This is a genomic window from Methylotenera sp. G11, assembly GCF_000799735.1.
Taxonomy (GTDB): domain Bacteria; phylum Pseudomonadota; class Gammaproteobacteria; order Burkholderiales; family Methylophilaceae; genus Methylotenera.
On sequence record NZ_JUHH01000001.1, the window covers coordinates 1,303,933 to 1,323,297 of the forward strand.

Sequence of the window (19,365 nt, forward strand, 5' to 3'; positions counted from 1 at the left end):
CGCGGAGCAAGTGCATAGCCGCGTGAAATCCAAAAAATTAATTTAAAAACCTATCACCCGGAACATCATGTCAAAAAAACAAATAAAACACGTTCTTATCGCAGCGTTGATTGCTTTCAGCACTTCAACAGCACATGCAGCAGAGAAAATCATCAACATAGACGGATCCAGTACGGTCTATCCGATTACCAAAGAAGTCGCGGATGAATTCCAGAAAATCAGGAAAACAAAAGTCAACATCAACATTTCCGGCACCGGCGGCGGCTTTGCAAAATTCTGCCGCGGCGAGACGCAGATACAGAATGCATCACGGCCTATCCTTAAAAAAGAAATGGAGCAATGCAAAGAGGCTGGTGTCCAGTATATCGAGCTACCAATTGCTTATGACGCATTGACGGTGGTTGTGAATAAAAACAATGACTTTGTTAAAAGCCTGACCGTGGAAGAACTCAGGAAAATATGGCGCCCCGCTGCACAGGGAAAAATAAAGACCTGGCGCCAGGTAAACCCTGCCTGGCCTAACGTAGCGCTGGCTTTATATGGCCCGGGCACTGACTCCGGTACGTTTGATTACTTCACGGAAGCCATTGTCGGCAAGGCAAAACAGAGCCGCAACGACTATACGGCCAGCGAGGATGATAATGTGCTGGTACAAGGGGTTGCCGGAGAGCAAGGTGCCCTTGGCTACTTCGGTTATGCCTATTATGAGGAAAATCAGCAGAAACTGGCTGCGGTGCCAATTATTGCAAAAAAAGATGCGCCTGCCGTGCTGCCTTCCGTACAGTCAGTGAAAGACGGTTCTTACCAGCCACTGTCGCGCCCGCTGTTTATTTATGTCAACGCGACTGCAGCAGCTTTCAAGCCTGAAGTAAGGGACTTTGTTGATTTTTACCTTTACCTCAAAAGCTCGCCCAAGCTAGCCAAGCAGATCAAATATATCTCCTTGCCTCAGAACGAATATCTTGCCGTAAACAATCACTGGAAAGCGCTTAAACCGGGTACCGGCTTTGATGGCGTGCCTGAAGTAGGCGTGAAGGTTGAAGACCTGTTATCAAGAATCAAGTAACGCCCTTTGCCATACCCCCATGCATCGGCATTGAACAACACGCCTGGCAAGGCTGCATGCCGCCTTGCCAGGGCAATAAAAACATGACCATGCTAGCCTTGATGATCAGCCATTTCGCATATGGTCTGGCTAGGCTTGAAAATAACCTCCGGGCTTGATGAAGGCCGGGGACTCATGTTTGCGGCGAGATTGCCGCCTGCCGCGCCCGGCTTAATATTCAGCCTGAACGTACCAAAACCTCGCAGCTCTATGCGGCCGCCGCCAATCAATCGTGCTGACATCGCTTCAATAATAATCTCGGCTGATAGCAGCACATCCTTTTCGGTCAGATCAGGAAACCTTGCTGCGAGCTTTGCAATCAACTGATGCATAAACGTGGTTTCCTGTGCTGCATGCTGTGGTTTATGGTCGTGCATAATTCTTCCTCCCACCTGAAATAACCAGCTGTATAAACCTATGGGTTATTTTGACGCATCCATATTTAACATGGGAAATTATTCCATAAATAATAAAAATAATCATCTTATAAAATGACGCCATGGATGATAAATATGCAGCCACCTGCTGCTGCCAATTGTGACGATGGGTTCAGCGTGCTATCCTGCGGCCAATCGATTATTCAAGAAGCACCCATGTCATCAAGCACCCCTCACTCTGTCGCAATCATCGGTGGCGGCCCCGCCGGCCTGATGGCGGCAGAAGTACTATGCCGGGGCGGGGTGAAAGTAGATGTTTTTGACGCGATGCCAAGCGCAGGCCGTAAATTCCTGATGGCTGGCAAGGGTGGCATGAACATTACGCATTCAGAACCACTGCCCGCTTTTGCCGCGCGGTATGGCAACCGCCAGAAAGATATCGCACCCTTGCTGGAAACCTTCGGCCCGCAGGCACTGCGCGAATGGATACATGCACTCGGGATCGAAACCTTTATCGGCACATCCGGGCGGGTATTTCCGCGTGAAATGAAAGCGGCGCCTTTGCTGCGATCATGGCTGCACCGGTTGCGCGAAGCCGGTTGCAGCTTTCACATGCGCCACCGCTGGTTTGGCTGGAATGAAGAAAATGCGCTGCGCTTTACCGTTGCCGGTCAAGAGAAAACCATTCAGGCTGATGCAGTGATACTGGCGTTAGGCGGCGGCAGCTGGGCCAGGCTAGGGTCCGATGGTTTGTGGGTTCCGCTGCTTGAGCAGCGTGGCATTCCGGTTGCAGCACTGAAACCTGCAAACTGCGGCTTCGATACCTCCTGGAGCGAACACTTCAGCACCCGCTTTGCCGGTCAGCCTGTAAAAACCGTGACACTGTCCTATATAGATATGGCAGGCATGACACACCGTAAACAGGGTGAACTCATGATCACCGCGAACGGTATTGAAGGCGGTTTGATCTATGCCTTGTCGTCCGGACTGCGTGACAGCATAAGCGCATCCGGAACAGTTCAGGTTTACCTCGATTTGCTGCCGGATACAAGCATCGATCAGGTGATGAATGAAATCGCGCACCCGCGCGGTTCAAGATCAATGTCCAGCCATCTGCAAAGCCGTCTTGGCATCAAGGGCGTTAAAGCGGGGCTGCTGCGGGAGCTGGTAACGGCCCAGGATTATGCTGATCCCAGGCTGCTGGGCGCCGCCGTAAAGTCTTTACCGCTGACGCTTTCGGCAACGCGCCCGCTGGATGAGGCCATCAGCAGTGCAGGCGGCGTGATGTTTGAAAGCATGGATGAGCGCCTGATGATCCGCGGCTTGCCCGGCGTATTCTGCGCCGGAGAGATGCTGGACTGGGAGGCGCCCACCGGCGGCTACCTGCTGACCGCATGCTTTGCAAGCGGCAAAGCTGCCGGGCAAGGCGCACTGGACTGGCTACAGGGCAAAGCCTCCCGAACCACAGAATAACAGGCTACGAAGCAACTCAGCCGCATCTGAGCGGGCAGCCTCACCAGGATTCAGGCATCAATGCACACTGTTGATTTCATAGAACCTGACCTGGTTACTGCCGGAATCCTTGGCGCGATACATCGCATTATCGGCGCGCTTCAGGATTTCTTTCTGGCTGATTTCATTGCCGATAAATAAAACGACACCGATACTTGCAGTGCAATGATGCACCACTGTCGTTTCCTCACCCGATTCGGCCATCACTTTCAATACGTAGGGCTCAGCCAGCAGCTGGCGTATCTTGTCTGCTGCGGACTCGGCTTCTTTCTGGGATAGCCCCCTATCCGTATCAAGCTGCTCCAGCTCAACCACAAACTCGTCACCGCCGATGCGTGCCACAGTGTCTGCCGCACGCACAGAGCTTTTCAGACGGGCTGCCACCTCGATCAACAGCAAGTCACCAACCACGTGCCCATAGCTGTCGTTAAGCTGCTTGAAGTTATCCATATCCAGGAACATCAATGCTCCATAACAGCTGGTACGCTTGCTTTTCACCATGGCCTGCCGCAGCCGGTCTTCAAACAGATAGCGGTTAGGCAGCTGGGTCAAGCCGTCATACAGCGCCTGGTAACGGATCTGTTCTTCCATGAGTTTACGCTCGGTGATATCAGTGTGCGTGCCGCACATGCGAATGGCTTTATGATTGGCATCACGCTCGACTACCTGCGCCTGGTCGAGTACCCACTTATACTGCCCATCCTTGGTTTGCATGCGATATTCAATACTGTGCAATGACGCTACCCCCTCCAGGCAATCCTGAATGGATTTGTAAGCCATTGCCTGGTCATCCGGGTGGATAAAGTCAATCCATTGCTTCACCGTCAGCTCGATATCTTTCAGGCTATAGTCCAGCATCTTTGCCCAGCGTTCATTCCTGACCACTTTATTGCTTGCAATATCCCAATCCCAAAAACCAAGCTGGCTCGCATCCAGCACCAGCGCAAGCTGTCGCTCCCTGTCATGCAGCTGTACCTCAGCTGCATTTTTATCAAGCGCGACACTGATCAGATCGGCGCACTGCTCGATCAGCGTAATATCCGCCGCGCTGGGTTGGTTAATTTCACGATGATAGATTGCCAGCGTGCCCAGCACATGATGCATCGAAGACCTGATCGGCTGCGACCAGCAAGCAGCCAAACCGGCACTGGCAGCGAGCTGTTTGTACAATTGCCAGTAAGGGTGCGTGGCGATATCATCCACGATCACGCGTTCACCGACCACAGCCGCAGTCCCGCAAGAGCCCTTGCCCACGCCGACTTCTATCCCTTTGATGGCATCATTATAAAATGTCGGCAGACTAGGGGCGATCACATCGACCAGCCGCTTGCCTGCATCATCCAGCAGCAGGATACTGCATATCATTTCAGGGTGAATCGCCTCAATACCGGTCACGATGGCCAGCATCACCTGCTCAATCGGCTCGCCACGCGCCAGCATCACCAGTATGCGGTTACGGAACTGCATGAGGGCTTCCTGTAGTTTCAATGCCGAAATATCCGTGTGTATGCCCACCGCACGAAGCGGGTTTCCGGCACTGTCACGGTCGACCACCAGGCCCCGGGTAAGAATCCATTTATAGCTTCCGTCCTTGCAAAGCAGGCGATGCTCAGTGGAATAGCTAGGGGTTTTCTGTGCGAAATGTCGGTTCACTGCGGCTAAAGTTGCAGCCTTATCCTCAGGGTGTATACGCTTATTCCATTCATCCTGGCCATCGCCGACCTCGTCTTCAGTGTAGCCCAGCAGCTCTTTCCACCTTTTTGAATAAACCACCTTTTCATTCACCACATCCCAATCCCAGACACCGCCGCCCGAACCTTCTACGGCTAACTTCCAGAGAGCATCGCTTTCTTTAAGCTCAGTCAAAGCCTGTTGTGTACGCTCAACAGCATCCGAATGCTGAAATTGCAACCGTGTGCTTACAATCAGCATCAGCGTTAACGGAAGCCACATACTGAGCAGCAGCGCATAAATATATGGCACGGCCTCAACCAGCTGCAAAGTGCTATAGTCAGCAGGGGCAGCCTGTAACGGCGGGTTCAGTGCGCGGTAAATGAACAGGATGGCGCCGGCTGCAAATATCAGCGCCGCAATACGCCTCGTTATTCTCAGTTTATGCTCACCTTTAGCCCAGAACAGGACGCTACAGGCCGCAAAGAATAAAGCATGTAGTGATGAAATTGCTGTGATACGCTGTGAAATGTCCGGCACCAGCACACAGATCAGAAATGCAAGGCCGACCGCGTACCATTGCCACTGGTGCCCGGCATCTTCGCGCAGCAGCATGCGCGCGCCCGCGTACATAAATCCGAGGCCAAGCATGATTACCGTATTAGCGATGACCTCGGAAAAAAAAACGGATGTATACCCATGCATCCCAAGCAGGAACAAACCGGACGCGACCAGCAGCGCAGACAGCCCCCAATACTTCATGCTGCGCTCATGCGGCACGAGGTGCCACAGCATCATCGCTATAAAGACAAAACCGACAAAGCTCACCGTTGCGATGAGTCGCAGGGTATTTAACTCAATCATGAGATGCTCTTCTTGTTGATTTTTATCAACAAATTATAAGCATTAATTCATCGCTGTGTTAAAAAATTAAAAAGCCGCACACAGGCGGCATTTTTATACACGAAGATCATTAAACGGATTGCGCAGCAAGCACCGGCAGCAGCATATAGTGCAGGCCTGCACCCTCGAACTTAATCCTGATTTCAGCTATGACCGCCTGCAGAACCGGCAATGGCGCATGCAGCATGAACTGCACCCTGCCTTGCCGCCCGCTCACCTGCTCAACCAGGCTGAGCCTTTCCGTGCCCCGCACAGTGCCATGGCCGCTCACCGGCATGCTGGTGAATCCGGTTATGGCCTGCTGCTGTAATAAAAAGTCTACCAGCACCTCTTCCAGCCTGGGCGGCGCGATCAATATTAGAAGTGCTTCCACTGCATGTTCCTGCATCCCTTTTACTCCTATTTGAAAAACCGACGGTAAAAAATCGGCAGCAGTACTAAAGTCAGCACCGTTGAACTCACCAGCCCACCGATCACAACCACAGCTAGCGGCCGCTGTATCTCAGAACCCGGGCCAGTAGCAAACAGCAGCGGAATCAGGCCGAATGCCGTGATACTCGCCGTCATCAATACAGGCCTTAACCTGCGCTTCGCACCCTCGACTACAATATCAAACACCGCCATCCCCTGCGCTTCGAGCTGATTGAAGTAACTGACCATCACCACGCCATTCAGGACCGCAATGCCTAGCAGCGCAATAAAGCCAACCGAAGCCGGCACCGACAGGTACTCACCCGACAGCCACAAGGCAAATACGCCGCCTATCATGGCAAAAGGAATATTGGACAGAATCAATAACGCCTGTTTCACAGAACCGAAGGTAGCGAACAACAGCAGGAACACCAGGGCGACCGCTGCCGGCACCACGATCGCCAGGCGCGCGGCGGCACGTTGCTGGTTCTCGAACTGGCCACCCCATTTGATAGAGTAGCCTTCGTCCAGCTTCACTTCCGTGGCTACGCGCTGCTTTGCTTCTTCCACAAAACTCACCAGGTCACGGTCACGCACATTGGCGGTGACGATGACATTGCGTGCGCCGCGTTCCCGGTCTACTTTCACCGGCCCCTCTTCCCGCATGACTTTTGCAACCGCGCCCAACGGAATATTGGCCCCGCTCGGCAATGTCAGCATCAAGTTATCAAAGTCCGCCGGCGAATCACGCAATGCCTGGCTGCCCCTGATCAGCACCGGCGTACGCCTTTGCCCTTCCTGCACCACGCCTAGCTGCTTGCCTTCCAGCTGTGCAAGCAGTATCGACTGAATTTCGGTAACATCCAACCCCAGGCGCCCTGCTGCCGCGCGGTCTATTTTGACTTGCAGGTACTGCACGCCGCTGTTTTCCGGCGTATAGACATCCTGGCTGCCGGGAATGGACTCCAGAATTTTGATGATCTGCTGCGCTTTCTGGTCCAGGGTTTTGAGGTCATGTCCGAAAATCTTGATCGCCAGGTCACCGCGCACGCCGAGGATCATTTCATTCACGCGCATATCAATCGGCTGGGTAAAACTATAAGCCAGCCCCGGCAGCTGATGCATGACCTTGCGCAGCTCATCGATCAATGCCGCCTTGCTTTCCACGCGCCATTCATTCGCAGGCTTCAGGATCAGGAAATTATCGGTCTGGTTCAAACCCATCGGATCCAGGCCAAGCTCATCAGAACCTACGCGAGAATAAATGCCCTGCACTTCCGGCACCTGCGCCAGGATGGTTCGCTGCACGTTCAAGTCAGTGCTGATGGTTTGCTGCAAGTTGATGGAAGGCAACTTCTCGACACCGATAATAATGTCGCCTTCATCCATGACCGGCATGAATATTTTGCCGATCTGCATATACACCACGCCGGTAAAGGCCAGCATCACAAACGCACCGATCACAATCACCCTGGCATGCGCCAGGCACCATTGCAGCGCTGGCTCATAAACCGCCAGCGCCTTCCTCACCAGCCAGGGCTCCGCATGGCTGACTTCCTTCAGCAGAAATGAAGACAACACCGGAATCACGGTGAGCGACAGCAGCAGCGAGCCCGCCAGCGCAAACATGATCGTCAGCGCAACCGGCGTAAACAGCTTGCCCTCAAGTCCCTGCAATGTCAGCAGCGGCAGGAACACCGTAATGATAATGATCACGCCTGCCGTGACCGGCACGCTGACTTCACGTACCGCACGGTAAATCACATGCATTCTCGGCAAGATGCCCGCCTGCTTTTTATCGGCAAGGTGCGACACGATATTTTCCACCACGACCACCGCGGCATCCACCAGCATGCCGATCGCTATCGACAGGCCACCCAGGCTCATCAGGTTGGCAGACATGCCAAAATAATGCATGAGCAGAAAAGTAAACAAGGCGGAAAGCGGCAGGATAAATGCGATCGTGAGTGCCGCCCTGAAGTTGCCGAGAAACAGCACCAGCAACACCAGCACCAGCACCACCGCTTCCTGCAAGGCCTTGGTTACTGTGTTTACCGCACGCTCAACCAGGCTGCCGCGATCATAAAACACTTTGATTTTGACGTCTTTCGGCAGGCTGGGGGCCATCTCGGCAAGCTTTTCCTTGACGCCTTTTACCACCTGCTGTGCGTTGGCGCCACGCAGCCCCAGCACCAGGCCTTCTACCGCTTCACCCTGGCCGTTTCCGGTCACCGCGCCGTAACGGGTCAGGGAACCGATGCGCACATCCGCCACATCCGCCACTCTGACCGACATGCCCTGATCTGTACGCAGAACCGTGTTCTGCACATCTTCTATTGTTTTGAAGCCGCCTTCAGACCTTACCAGCAACGCCCCCTCGCCATCGCTCAACCGGCCGGCACCGCCATTACGGTTATTATTCACCAGCGCCTCTTGCAGCACTTGAATGGAGACGCCACGCGCATACATGCGGGCATTATCCGGCACGATTTCAAAACTGCGTACCAGGCCGCCAAGGGCATTCACATCCGCCACCCCCGCTACCGTACGCAACTGCGGTCGAATCACCCAGTCCAGCAGGCTGCGCCGTTCCTGCAGGCTTAAGGTATCGCTTTCTATGGTGAACATGAACATTTCGCCCAGCGGTGTGGTCATGGGTGCCATGCCACCGGTCACATCGGCCGGCAGATTACCCCATACGGCATTCAGGCGTTCGGCCACCTGCTGGCGTGCCCAGTAGATATCGGTACCATCGATGAAATCCACCGTGATGTCAGTAAGTGCATACTTAGCTACCGACCTCAGGCCGGACTGCTTGGGAATCCCCAGCATCTCGACCTCGATCGGTGCCGTGATGCGCGCCTCAACTTCTTCCGGCGTCATGCCGGGCGCCTTGACGATGATCTTTACCTGCGTCGAGGATACGTCAGGAAAGGCATCAATCGGCAGCGACTGGTAGGCAATCGCACCTGCGATTGCGATCCCTGCGGTCATGATCAGCACCAGCAGCCGCTGCGTGAGTGCAAATTGGATCAGCCTGGCTAACATTGGCTGCCTCCTATACTTGGATACACTACGGTTTCAGGTTTCAGGCAGCGCGTCATCACTCACCTCCCAAACCAAGCCATGCGCCTTTAATCGCAGAGACTCCCGTAACCGCGATTTTTTCGTCACCTTTGAACTTTGCATCCACCATCGCATCGCTGCCTTGTTCAGAGATCACTTTAACTTTAACGGGACTAAAACCGTTTCTGGTCTGCACGAACACCATAGTTTCAGCGCCCTGTCTTGAAAGTGCAGATTTCGGGATACTGAAATACTGGACTTCACCACCAAGGCCGATCACCGCCTCCACAAACTGGCCGGGAGATAGTTTGTCGGCACCTTTGCTGATCTCGGCACGCAGATGCAAAGTCTGGTCAGCCTTGTTGACGCTGCGGATTACCGCAATCAGCTTGCCGCTTGCCTGCAGTTTCGGCACATTGACCGGCATGCCGACCTTTACAAATGGCAAGCCTTCAAGCGGTGCGTGTATCTCAAGCCAGAGCCGTGTCAGATTGCCTATCCGGTACAAAGGCATCGCCATATCCACGCGCTGGCCTGTTGTCGCCATCTGCTCCAGCACCTGGCCATCGATAGGTGCCGTTAATGTAATGCTGCTGCTCATGCCGGATTCAGGGCGCAGCTTGCCTATCGCCGCATCACTCATGCCCGCCAGCCGCAACGCCTGCCTGCGCTGCGCCAGAGCCGCACTGGCCTCATCATGCGTGCTTTCTGTTTCCAGGTAGCGACGCTGCGGAATAATGCCATCTTTCAATAACTCGGCATCACGTGCCAGGTTTTTTGATGCCAGCCTGTGCTGCGTCAGGGCCTGCAGGTAATCACGCTGCAGGTTCAGCAGATCCGGACTATTCAAATGCGCAAGCGGTTGCCCCTTCTTAACGGTCTGGCCTGCTGCAACATACATCTGGTCTATCAGTCCGGACTGCGGCGCACTCACGACACGCTCCTGCCCGACCGGCACCACGATCTCCGCCGGGAAATTGCGGCTGTTAAAAAAATCATTCTTGCCGATGGGGGCCACGCTCACCCCCAGGTTCTGCTGCTGGACGGATGTCATCACGACATCTGCGGCCTGCGCATTCCCGATCAGGAAACCGGCGCTGACCAAATATAAAAAAACCTTATTCATGGAAGAACTCCTACTGTCTGGTTGTAACGTGCAATATCCCACTGCACCTGTATCTGGCGTGTCGTGAAGGCACGTTCCGCTTCAAAGCTCTGCGCCTGTACCCGCAGCAGACTCACCAGGTCGGTTTCGCCGAGCTGGAAAGCCTTCTGCGCCAAAGCCAAACTCTCTGCAGCAATCTCATGCTGCTTGGCAGCAATAACCAGTTCGGCTTGACTTACGCTTAAATTATGCTCGGCCTCATGCATCGCGGCTTCGAGTTCAAACCGCATCGCCTCACGCTCGGTCAATGCATTACCGACAACGACTTCCGCAGCTGCCCTTACCGGGGCGGCGCTTGCTTCACCGCCAAAAGGAACGCGCACATGCACGCCGACACTGTCATTATTTGTAGTATCAAACGCGCCCTTACTGCTACGCACATTCAGCAGGACACGCATGTTTTCATGGCTTTCCACCTGCGCCAGGTCACGTTCGGTTTCTGCCAGCCCGACTTTAGACTGCGCTTCCAGCCAGATAGGTGATTGACTGTAATCTTCCAGAACTGACTGCTTCTCAGCATAATCTGCCGGCAATTCACGCAAGCCTGTCAGTACATAATAACGGTGGCGCGCATGCATCAATTCAGCCTCGGCGCGTACTTTCTCTTTTTCCACACGCAAGGTTTCCTGCTCGGCCAGCATGGCATCGGTTTTGGCTAACTCGCCCGCACGGTAGCGCTTATCAACATCGGATTGCAGTTTTTTCGCCACCTGCAGTTTATTGAATGCCAGCGACAGGTTATTTTCATTCACGGCAATATTCCACACCGCTTCACGCAACTGCCCTGCAACCTGCAGCTTGAGGCTCTGGCGGCTTGCGCCGGCAGAAGCCTGGATTGCCTCGGCCACTTTCATGCGGTTGTCGCGCTGCTTCGGCAGCCATACCGGCAGTTCCAGCTCGGCCTGCCAGTCACGTTCGCCACGACCGCTGCCTATCGCATCATTCTGGTGGATAAGGTTAACGGCTGGCGCAGAAGGCAGCAGGGCATTGGCTACGCGATTTCTTGCTGCAACCATGACATCGCGCGACTGCAGCGATGCCTGCATGGGCGTGCGCGCATAGGCTTTTTCCAGCACCTCGGATAACTGCAGGCCTGGATTCACCACAAGCTCGTCAAAATGATCAACATGGTGACTTGCCTGCGCTGCCGGCGGCAAAGTCTCCATTTGTTCCTGCGCTGCAGTAACCGTCATGCCGGCAAAGCAGGCAATACCGGCAAGCGGCAAGCAAAAACGACTGAAAATAGTCATAAAACTCTCCTGAAATCAAAAGAACATCCGCGCAAACCGCGAACGTTGATTAAGCGATAGTTTTAGAACAAAGGAGGGGCGCGCGGCCTGGAAAGCGACCGCAAATATAATAACGGAAGGGGATGCCTGGCTGGTTTGATACCAGCCAGGCTAATCGTGATGGCAGCCAGGCTGATCACAAACAGCAGCGTGAATAACGGCAAAGGCAGCGGATCGATATTTTTTTCGACGGCTTCATTCACACCGATGGTATGTACGGGAGGACTGCTGATTGTGTTGAATGCATGCTCGGCACCCGGAACTTGCGCCAGGCCCTGGGCATGCACATGCAGGCCCTGCCCCTGGGCTGGGGAATCAGCCTCTAGATGCGCATGGATAAAAGGCAACACGGTCTGCAATAATGCAAACCAGATCACCACAATCCATAAAAGTCTTTTGCGCAGAGCCATCAACATAAGGAAACTTTATCAGCTATCTTCAGCAATTACAAATCACATTATTACAGGCATGCAACTAGCACATAGCTGCCTGAGGCCGCTATGTGCAGTAATTTATTTGGTACGTCTTTTTGGGATGTAAGTTGCCCCGTTGGATTCAATATGGCGGAAGGTAATGCGTCCGTTATTCACATCATAAGGAGATAATTCCAGCGTGACTTTATCACCTGCAAGAATACGGATATGGTTCTTTTTCATTTTACCGCCGGTGTACGCAATGAGCGTGTGCCCGTTATCCAGCGTCACGCGATAGCGTGAATCCGGCAATATCTCCATTACCACGCCACTCATTTCAATCAGCTCTTCTTTAGCCATATATTGCTCCAAAATAATATTAAGACCCGCATTGATGCAGCAAACTTAAAAATTTGTAGCAACCCTAAAACCGTGGGAATAGTGAGAATAAAATAACCATACTGACTGCGCCTGCACCACCAAACGCAGGCGCGACTATAGCCTTGCCGACCTAATTAAGCAAGCAATACCAATGAATTAAGTCAGGCAAATACCCATCACCCCCCAGCCCCTGTCAAATATAATTCAAATAGTGCTTGACACGGCTGGCATTAGCACGTAAAAAGCTATTTAGGCGTTTGAATTTTTTTATTTTTGGCCTTTATTTAAGGCCTTTATTATTTAAAAACCCAAACTTTCTCAGGGTGCCTCCCTTTTAAAAAAGTATGGAATAAGATATGGCAACAGGTTTAGTAAAATGGTTTAATGACTCTAAAGGTTTTGGTTTCATTACTCCTGACGCAGGTGGCGACGATTTATTCGCACATTTCTCAGCTATCGTTGATAGCGGTTACAAAAGCTTGAAAGAAAACGAGCGCGTTTCTTTCGACGTAACAGACGGACCGAAAGGTAAACAAGCTTCTAACATTCAGAAGCTTTAATACTAAAGAATCCATAAAAAATGACCCTATCATGGGTCATTTTTTTGGGCGCTAGCCATAGGTCGACATGGGTTTTCAGCTATTGCAATTTTAACTGCTGCATCGCTTAGCCAGCATTTCTCATTTGCCTTGCCTTGCCTGCCGCAACGCATCGCCATTCGCGGCCGCCGAAACACCATTAAAACGCGCCTGACATCTGCACCCAAAGCCTGGGGGCATGCTCAGAAGACGCCGGATCAGACAAAGGCGCCCCGCCCTGCACAGGCCACGCCAGATAGCTGTTAAGCTGCAAACCGAACAACGCCGCATTAACCCCCGCCCCGGCCCCGGACAGGGTGCGTGTATTATCAGTCGTCAGAAAATCATTCCGGTTAATCCGGATATTTCCATAGTCATAGAACAACACCCCTCTAAACTTGGGTGTAAAGTAATGTACCAGTTCCAGGTTAAGCAGGTTACCTTCATCTCCGCTCGCCTCCCCCTGCGGGTAAGCCCGCACGCCATACGCGCCACCCAGGCTGAATTTTTCAGAGGAGTTCAGGTTGCTGCCGGCCCATTGACCGGAAAGCGTCATGGAAAACGTATCCTGGTCAGTCACACGCTGCAGGCGGTTCAGCATATACGTGGCTTTCACAAAGTCACCATTGCTACGCGCGCTGCCTTCATCGATCAGGCGTGAAGCTGCATCCATATTCAAATGACCGGCGTACATCACTGCATCAAACGAATTTCGCCCGCCGCCGTATACCGTATCCTGCCGCTCGCCATTCAAACCCGCGCTCACCAGTTGCACCCGTTTATCGGTATCCGTGAATACTGCGTCCATGCGGTCATTCAACTTTTTATTTTCATAAGTCAGCACGCCGAACAATGCACTGGTCTGGCTCAACATCAATGGATAAGTTGCAAACAGGCTGGCGGTTTCACTGCGGCCACCAGCATCAAGCGATTCAAACTCCCTGCCTAACAGATAACGGTTGCGCGAATAGCTTGCGCCTATCCGCAATCCATCACCGCCTACCGGCACCTGGTAAGCTACGCGCCCGTACAGCAGGTCACCGCTGCTGCCGACGCCCCACATCGTAAGCTGATCACCCAATTTCAACGGACTGTTAACATTCAAGGTCACGCCGAGCTGGTATTCGCCCGTGTAACGGTTACCATGATTACTGAGCTGTATGCGCCCGCTATAAGGCGCTGACGGCGTGGTTTCGACCAGCAGGTCAGAGGTGCCTGCTTTATTGCCGCCCTGCAAGCTGGCATTCACATTATCAACGCCCACAGTGCCCCGCAGCAGTAGTAGCTGGCGATCAATCGCGGGTTTCTGCAAGGCATCCCCGGTGTTCAAGTGCTTCAGGTGACCCAGTATCCTTCCATCAGAAACCCTGGAGCTATTCTTGAGCTTTACCTGATCAAGCGCCCCTTCCTGCACGGCAATATTCAGGATCCCGTTGTTGATATCCTGCTCCGGAATATAGGCATTGGCTAGAAAGTACCCACGTTTGCGATAATAAGCAGTAATGCGTGCCGCACCGGCTTCAAGCTGGCTTAAGGTGTGCGTCCCGACGGCCAGGTCGGCCACGAGCGCCTGCAGCACACGGGCAGGAAACTTCTCGGCACCGGTGACATGCACCCTGGTGACTGCAATCGCAGTATCGTCCGCCATCAGAGCAGTGGATGGCACTTCAGTCTCTGTAGCCAATGGCTCCGGGGAGCTTAACTCTTTTGGCGCAGCCTGAAGCCGCTGCCCCTGCTGCAATTCACGCGTCACCTGTCCGGCATCGGGCTGCGGCGAAGCAGCCTGCACGCCGGCACTGAAACCGGCACTGGCGATTCCTGCCACGAGCAGCAGCCATCTGGTGCTGATTTTTTCTTCTGTACTCAATTAAAATCCCTTATGCAGACATGCCTGAATTTAATTGTTTTTCATGTGTGATTTTCATCGGCACACCTCATGGCTTTTGTGCTTTATCTTTAACTGTGCTTCCTTCTTCATTCGGTTTGCACTTACGTTTTTTACTATCATTGCCATCCGCAGATTCATCCGCTGTAAAATCCAGCCCGCAGGTATCCTCCTCGGCATCGATGAATCGCTCAAAAACAGCCCCGGAAGAACTCGTGATCAGCACGCCTTCCCCGCAGCTGGCTGCCAAAGGTTTTTCTGAGGGCTTATCACCAGACACTTCGTTCGGCGGTTTTTGTGCATCCGGGATATTGGGCTGCACCACCACCAGCAGTTCCGCCTGCGAAGCGGCATTGTTCACAAAGGTATAACCCAGGCTGCTCAGCAGGCCATTCACGTAATTGATATCGTAAGAACCCGGATCAGATCCTCCGCCGGAAAACACGGCATTGCCGGATATTCCGGATGTCTGCGCGTTATCGCCATCGATAAAGCCATTGTATGTAAGGGCGTATGGGCCTGGATGATCGCCATAACTGACCGTTTGCTGACCGGGCGTCACTGAAAGTACGGGAGCTATGCTATAAAACAGCCAGTTACCGCTTGCAGCATAAGCTGGCGTGCTGCCTGCCACATAAGCCTGGTTGTAATGCTTGCCGGTTGGCAGCATGCCGCCCAAAGTGTTGAGTGCCGGATCAGTGGAATATACCGCCCAGCGGCTAGCTATCAACGGGGCACTGCTCCCTGAGTTGTTGATAAAATTACCGCCGATAGCCGCCAGGGTAACGCTCCCCAGCCCTGCATCCAGCGTGACGCCATTAGCAATAGTGATGGCTGCGATACCTGGGTCACGTTCCCCTGGAATCGCAGCAGTGTCACCGGCAACTGCGCTGAGATTTCCATTATCGGTCGTGATGCCCGCATCGAAATGAATATTGCGCCCGGCCTGCAACATCAGGCTGCCGCCATCGCCACTGGCATTATTTACCGCAACCGCACTGGAAACAGTAATGTCATTGCTGGCCTGAAGAACGACATTGGTACCGGCACTCAGCATGGATGCCAACTCAGCATGTGAAACAGTCACGGCCTGGCCGGAATAATCGGCAAAACCAATGGTGCTCGCGAGCGAACCCGTCATCTGGCTGAACAGGTAAACCGCGCCCCGGTCAAGCGCAGCATTGGCGGAACCGTCATCCAATATCGCTCCGGCAACAAGGCGGTCACCCAAACCATTGAGCGCAACCGAGGTGCCAAAATAATCCCCAGTGTCCAAGCCTGCGAGATTAAAATCACCAGTACCGGCATAGCCTTTACCTATTGTTGACTGCAGGCTGCCGCCAGCGAAGTTGGCATCCATAAAGCCAAACTGATAAACCGCACCGCTGCCTGGCGCCAGGTTACCGGCACCATCATCATTAAAAGCGCCTACAGCAAGCCGGTCGCCGGCTGCATTAAGCGCAACCGCTCGCCCGAACCCATCACTGCTTTCCAGGTTAGCCACATCCATGTTATTGCTGCCGCTATAACCTTTACCCGCAATTGCCAGCAGGCTGCCCCCTGTAAAACTGCCATCGACAAACCCAAGCAGGTACACGGCACCGCTATCCGTCGCAAGGTTGGCTGCGCCGTCATCGCCAAAAGCACCTACGGCAAGGCGGTCACCTGCGCTGTTGAACGCAGCGGCAATCCCGAAGCGATCCTGATCACCAAGATTAACGACATCAAGGTTATTACTGCCGGTATAGCCCTTGCCGACCATCCCCAGCAAATTGCCACCGGTAAAATGATTATCGGCAAAACCATACAAGTACACCGCACCGCTGTCGGCAGCGATATTGCCGGCACCATCGTCGCCGTAAGCGCCTACAGCCAGGCGGTTACCCAAGCCATTGAGCGCAACCGCGCTGCCGAAACCATCCAGCGTTTCCAGGCCAGAGACGTCCCGATTATTACCGCCGGCATAACCCTTGCCTATAACCGCCTGCAAGCTGCCAGCGGTGAACCTGTTATCGGCAAAAGCGAAAAGATAGGCAGCGCCCGTATCAAGCGCAAGGTTACCGGCGCCATCATCGCCCAAAGCCCCCACGGCAAGACGATCACCCACGGCATTCAGGGAAACGGAAGATCCAAAGAAGTCATTGCTATCCAGGCTGGCGATATCCACATTATTGCCGCCTGTATAACCTCTGCCGATAGTGCCCCGCAATGTACCGCCGCTGAAGTTGCCATCGGTAAAACTGAATAGCTGCACGGCACCGCTGCCCACGGCGACGTTACCGGCGCCGTCATCACCAGGCAACCCGACAGCAAGCAGGGTGCCTGCGGCATTCAGGGCTACGGATGTTCCAAAATAGTCATACACAGCCCCGGCTGTATCTACATTGTTGCCCCCTGCGTAACCTGCCCCGATCAAAGCATTGTAAGTCCAGCTGCTGATGCTCATGTAGTCACCGATGATGATGTTTTTGGGGTCTAGCAAAAGCGTATCGGCACCTGTCACACCGGCTAAACCAGCCCGGCGCAGTGTCTCGGCTGAAGAAATCTCCACAGCGCCGCCACGCACTGCTCCGCTGGCATTGACACGGCCCAGCTGTGTTGTTTCTTTATCCGACCAGAAAATGGCTGTACCACCCACACCATGTGCAGACGACACATTCACCCGTGTGCTATCGTTCACAAACAGCTTCTGCGCGTTATCGATCTCCGGCACACCCTGCCAGCGCGTAACAAACTGATCATAAGCCTGTGCTGCCGGCTGATATTTTCCGCCCTGAAAAGCACCGCCTATGCGAACCAGCCCCCCTTGCAGAACTCCGGAAGCATCAATCTCTGCCGAAAGCAGGCGCACGCTGTAACCGCTCATATCCACGTGCCCGCCGATACCCGCAGTGCCAAGTGCATGATAAGTGCCGGAGCTGAGAATGCCATCCGCGGCATTGACACTGATGCTGCCGCCATTGACACCACTCACGTCAGTATAGCTGGTGGAGGATTCGATGATCTCGCCACCAGCCTGATAACTGACATGACCGCCATTGCCCGTTACACCGGTGGCAAGCACATGGTCGGACAGCGACAGGTCACCGCCGGCAACCACATTCACCTGGCCGCCATTGCGCCAGCCGCTGGCATTCACCTGGCCGCCAAGCGCAACAAAGCGGCCACTCACTTCCACTTCACCGCCGCTTCCGCCCTGGATTGCGCTAACACCAGTTGCACTGGCATTCGCCGCACTGGCATCCAGCGTACCGGTATTGCTCACAACCGCATCACCGCTTAGGCGAATCACGCCTGCATTGTTTTTTACGGTGCGCGCCCGCACGATACCAGTATTGTTAACCGCCGCCGTGGTGATGGCATCGGCAGCCCTGGCACCCATAAACACCTGGCCGCCATCGGCCTGGATAAGCTGCCTGTTTTCGGCAAGGGCATTGATTGCCCCCTGGTCGATGGTATAGCCAAACAATGAACCATCATCGAGATTCAGCGTAACCTTATCACCGGCGGCCAGCAGCACAGTGCCAAGGCTGGCACTGATAACCCCCTCGTTACGCACTTCCGGCGCCAGCAGTGCAATGTAGCCACTTTGCGCTGCCGTCAACCTGCCCTGGTTAACCACAGAACCGGCACCACCGGGGTTGCTGAAAACATAGCGACCCGCCATAAAGTCAGCCACATCAAGGCCTAGTGTAGTCGCCACCAGGCCACCAACATTCACCTGCGCATGGCTGCCGAACAAAACACCATTAGGGTTACTGATAAAAAGCTGGCCTTTGGCATGGATGTTGCCCAATATACTGCTAGGATCCTGACCCAACACACGGATCAATGCAATATCAGTGTCGAAGTTTTGCTTAAGCACAAAGGTTTCGCCGGCTTGCACGCCAAATGCCGCGGCATTGATAGCAAGCCTGGCAGAATCCTGCACAACCAGATTACTGTTCACGATGGCGCCCTGCCCGCCGACGATCACGCCGCCTTCCAGGCCGGCAAAAACATGCACCGGCGACAATAATGCCGCAATAAAAACGAACGGAGCCTTTTTTAACCAGAACCGGCAGCAGCCTTTTTGATGACTAAAATACTGATTACGTTGTTTTAACAAAAAAACCCCCAGCCTATTGGGCACCATCACAATTTCTTGCCAAGCTGTATTTTTGTTATCAATCAAACGCATCTCACACGCATCCATCACCTGAAAAAACTACGACTCACTGCCGGGGCGCCACCAAAACACAGGCATCCATAAACAAAGGCATCATGAATTGTGTGCGCCTAAAAAACCCTTACGCAAACTGCAAGCCGCTAAACCTTTTTCACTGCCGCAGCCTCAACTTGCTGCAAATACTCTTTCAGTTCTCCAAGTGCAGCCAACGGCAACGCCACCCTGTGCGATAAACGGCGGAACTCGCCTTTACCATCTGGCGTAGGCGCAACTGACTGGTAAAAATCAATCTTCAAAACCCCTGACCGGATCGCAAAGCTCATCACGCCATCTGCATATATTTCGCTATCAGGCCGCGCTGGCTCTCTCAACGTTTCACGAACCGCTGCATTTTCAAGAGTTTTAGCAACACTGTTATCCTGCTTTTTATCTTCTGCCATC

Annotated in this window: 14 protein-coding genes; 3 read left to right on the top strand and 11 right to left on the bottom strand. The window is 53.6% G+C overall.

The window, feature by feature from the left end; translation table 11 throughout:
* Nucleotides 1-67: 67 nt before the first annotated feature.
* Nucleotides 68-1,066 (top strand): PstS family phosphate ABC transporter substrate-binding protein, encoded by a 999-nt coding sequence (locus tag GQ51_RS05990; RefSeq protein ID WP_047551031.1) that lies wholly within the window; start codon nucleotides 68-70, stop codon nucleotides 1,064-1,066.
* Between the two features lie 92 nt (nucleotides 1,067-1,158).
* Here GQ51_RS05990 and GQ51_RS12020 read toward each other — a convergent pair whose 3' ends face one another.
* A complete protein-coding gene (locus tag GQ51_RS12020; protein ID WP_052177732.1) occupies nucleotides 1,159-1,482 on the bottom strand; it encodes an HU family DNA-binding protein in 324 nt (107 codons plus the stop codon).
* 216 nt (nucleotides 1,483-1,698) lie between these two features.
* On the opposite strand from GQ51_RS12020, the gene GQ51_RS06000 reads away from it, so the two are divergent.
* Complete coding sequence (locus tag GQ51_RS06000; protein WP_047553984.1) at nucleotides 1,699-2,955, top strand: TIGR03862 family flavoprotein; 1,257 nt, start codon at nucleotides 1,699-1,701, stop codon at nucleotides 2,953-2,955.
* Nucleotides 2,956-3,012: 57 nt separating this feature from the next.
* Here GQ51_RS06000 and GQ51_RS06005 read toward each other — a convergent pair whose 3' ends face one another.
* The 7 genes from GQ51_RS06005 to infA all read right to left on the bottom strand — a co-directional run bounded on the left by GQ51_RS06005 (nucleotide 3,013) and on the right by infA (nucleotide 12,272).
* A complete protein-coding gene (locus tag GQ51_RS06005; RefSeq protein ID WP_047551035.1) occupies nucleotides 3,013-5,529 on the bottom strand; it encodes a sensor domain-containing diguanylate cyclase in 2,517 nt (838 codons plus the stop codon).
* 109 nt (nucleotides 5,530-5,638) lie between these two features.
* Entirely contained in the window at nucleotides 5,639-5,956 is a 318-nt protein-coding gene (locus GQ51_RS06010) for a DUF3240 family protein (protein ID WP_047551038.1), read from the bottom strand.
* Between the two features lie 11 nt (nucleotides 5,957-5,967).
* Nucleotides 5,968-9,027 (bottom strand): efflux RND transporter permease subunit, encoded by a 3,060-nt coding sequence (locus tag GQ51_RS06015; RefSeq protein ID WP_047551041.1) that lies wholly within the window; start codon nucleotides 9,025-9,027, stop codon nucleotides 5,968-5,970.
* A 55-nt stretch (nucleotides 9,028-9,082) separates the two neighbouring features.
* Nucleotides 9,083-10,171 carry an efflux RND transporter periplasmic adaptor subunit gene (locus GQ51_RS06020; protein WP_047551044.1) on the bottom strand — a complete coding sequence of 363 codons (1,089 nt, stop codon included), beginning with the start codon at nucleotides 10,169-10,171 and terminating at the stop codon, nucleotides 9,083-9,085.
* Complete coding sequence (locus GQ51_RS06025; protein WP_047551046.1) at nucleotides 10,168-11,460, bottom strand: TolC family protein; 1,293 nt, start codon at nucleotides 11,458-11,460, stop codon at nucleotides 10,168-10,170. Before GQ51_RS06025 ends, GQ51_RS06020 begins: the two co-directional genes overlap by 4 nt.
* Nucleotides 11,461-11,522: 62 nt before the next feature.
* On the bottom strand, nucleotides 11,523-11,915 hold the full coding sequence (locus GQ51_RS06030) for a hypothetical protein (RefSeq protein WP_047551049.1): 393 nt from the start codon (nucleotides 11,913-11,915) through the stop codon (nucleotides 11,523-11,525).
* Between the two features lie 96 nt (nucleotides 11,916-12,011).
* A complete protein-coding gene (infA, locus tag GQ51_RS06035; protein ID WP_047551052.1) occupies nucleotides 12,012-12,272 on the bottom strand; it encodes a translation initiation factor IF-1 in 261 nt (86 codons plus the stop codon).
* Between the two features lie 377 nt (nucleotides 12,273-12,649).
* Between infA and GQ51_RS06040 the strand changes: the two genes are divergently transcribed.
* Nucleotides 12,650-12,853, top strand: coding sequence for a cold-shock protein (locus GQ51_RS06040; RefSeq protein ID WP_047551054.1), 204 nt, complete (start codon nucleotides 12,650-12,652; stop codon nucleotides 12,851-12,853).
* A 178-nt stretch (nucleotides 12,854-13,031) separates the two neighbouring features.
* On the opposite strand, the gene GQ51_RS06045 is transcribed toward GQ51_RS06040, so the two are convergent.
* The 3 genes from GQ51_RS06045 to GQ51_RS06055 all read right to left on the bottom strand — a co-directional run bounded on the left by GQ51_RS06045 (nucleotide 13,032) and on the right by GQ51_RS06055 (nucleotide 19,364).
* Nucleotides 13,032-14,738: a ShlB/FhaC/HecB family hemolysin secretion/activation protein gene (locus GQ51_RS06045; RefSeq protein WP_047551057.1), complete on the bottom strand. Its 1,707-nt coding sequence runs from the start codon at nucleotides 14,736-14,738 to the stop codon at nucleotides 13,032-13,034.
* A gap of 67 nt (nucleotides 14,739-14,805) precedes the next feature.
* A complete protein-coding gene (locus tag GQ51_RS06050) occupies nucleotides 14,806-18,864 on the bottom strand; it encodes a beta strand repeat-containing protein (protein WP_160280003.1) in 4,059 nt (1,352 codons plus the stop codon).
* Between the two features lie 200 nt (nucleotides 18,865-19,064).
* Complete coding sequence (locus GQ51_RS06055) at nucleotides 19,065-19,364, bottom strand: hypothetical protein (RefSeq protein ID WP_152604121.1); 300 nt, start codon at nucleotides 19,362-19,364, stop codon at nucleotides 19,065-19,067.
* Nucleotide 19,365 lies beyond the last annotated feature (1 nt).

Bases quoted from the DNA above. Each gene is read 5' to 3' on its own strand.
- GQ51_RS06055 (WP_152604121.1), bottom strand. From the start codon at position 19,364: ATGGCAGAAGATAAAAAGCAGGATAACAGTGTTGCTAAAACTCTTGAA.
- GQ51_RS05990 (WP_047551031.1), top strand. From the start codon at position 68: ATGTCAAAAAAACAAATAAAACACGTTCTTATCGCAGCGTTGATTGCT.
- infA (WP_047551052.1), bottom strand. From the start codon at position 12,272: ATGGCTAAAGAAGAGCTGATTGAAATGAGTGGCGTGGTAATGGAGATA.
- GQ51_RS06010 (WP_047551038.1), bottom strand. From the start codon at position 5,956: ATGCAGGAACATGCAGTGGAAGCACTTCTAATATTGATCGCGCCGCCC.
- GQ51_RS06000 (WP_047553984.1), top strand. From the start codon at position 1,699: ATGTCATCAAGCACCCCTCACTCTGTCGCAATCATCGGTGGCGGCCCC.
- GQ51_RS06005 (WP_047551035.1), bottom strand. From the start codon at position 5,529: ATGATTGAGTTAAATACCCTGCGACTCATCGCAACGGTGAGCTTTGTC.
- GQ51_RS06015 (WP_047551041.1), bottom strand. From the start codon at position 9,027: ATGTTAGCCAGGCTGATCCAATTTGCACTCACGCAGCGGCTGCTGGTG.
- GQ51_RS06040 (WP_047551054.1), top strand. From the start codon at position 12,650: ATGGCAACAGGTTTAGTAAAATGGTTTAATGACTCTAAAGGTTTTGGT.
- GQ51_RS06020 (WP_047551044.1), bottom strand. From the start codon at position 10,171: ATGAATAAGGTTTTTTTATATTTGGTCAGCGCCGGTTTCCTGATCGGG.
- GQ51_RS06025 (WP_047551046.1), bottom strand. From the start codon at position 11,460: ATGACTATTTTCAGTCGTTTTTGCTTGCCGCTTGCCGGTATTGCCTGC.
- GQ51_RS06030 (WP_047551049.1), bottom strand. From the start codon at position 11,915: ATGTTGATGGCTCTGCGCAAAAGACTTTTATGGATTGTGGTGATCTGG.
- GQ51_RS12020 (WP_052177732.1), bottom strand. From the start codon at position 1,482: ATGCACGACCATAAACCACAGCATGCAGCACAGGAAACCACGTTTATG.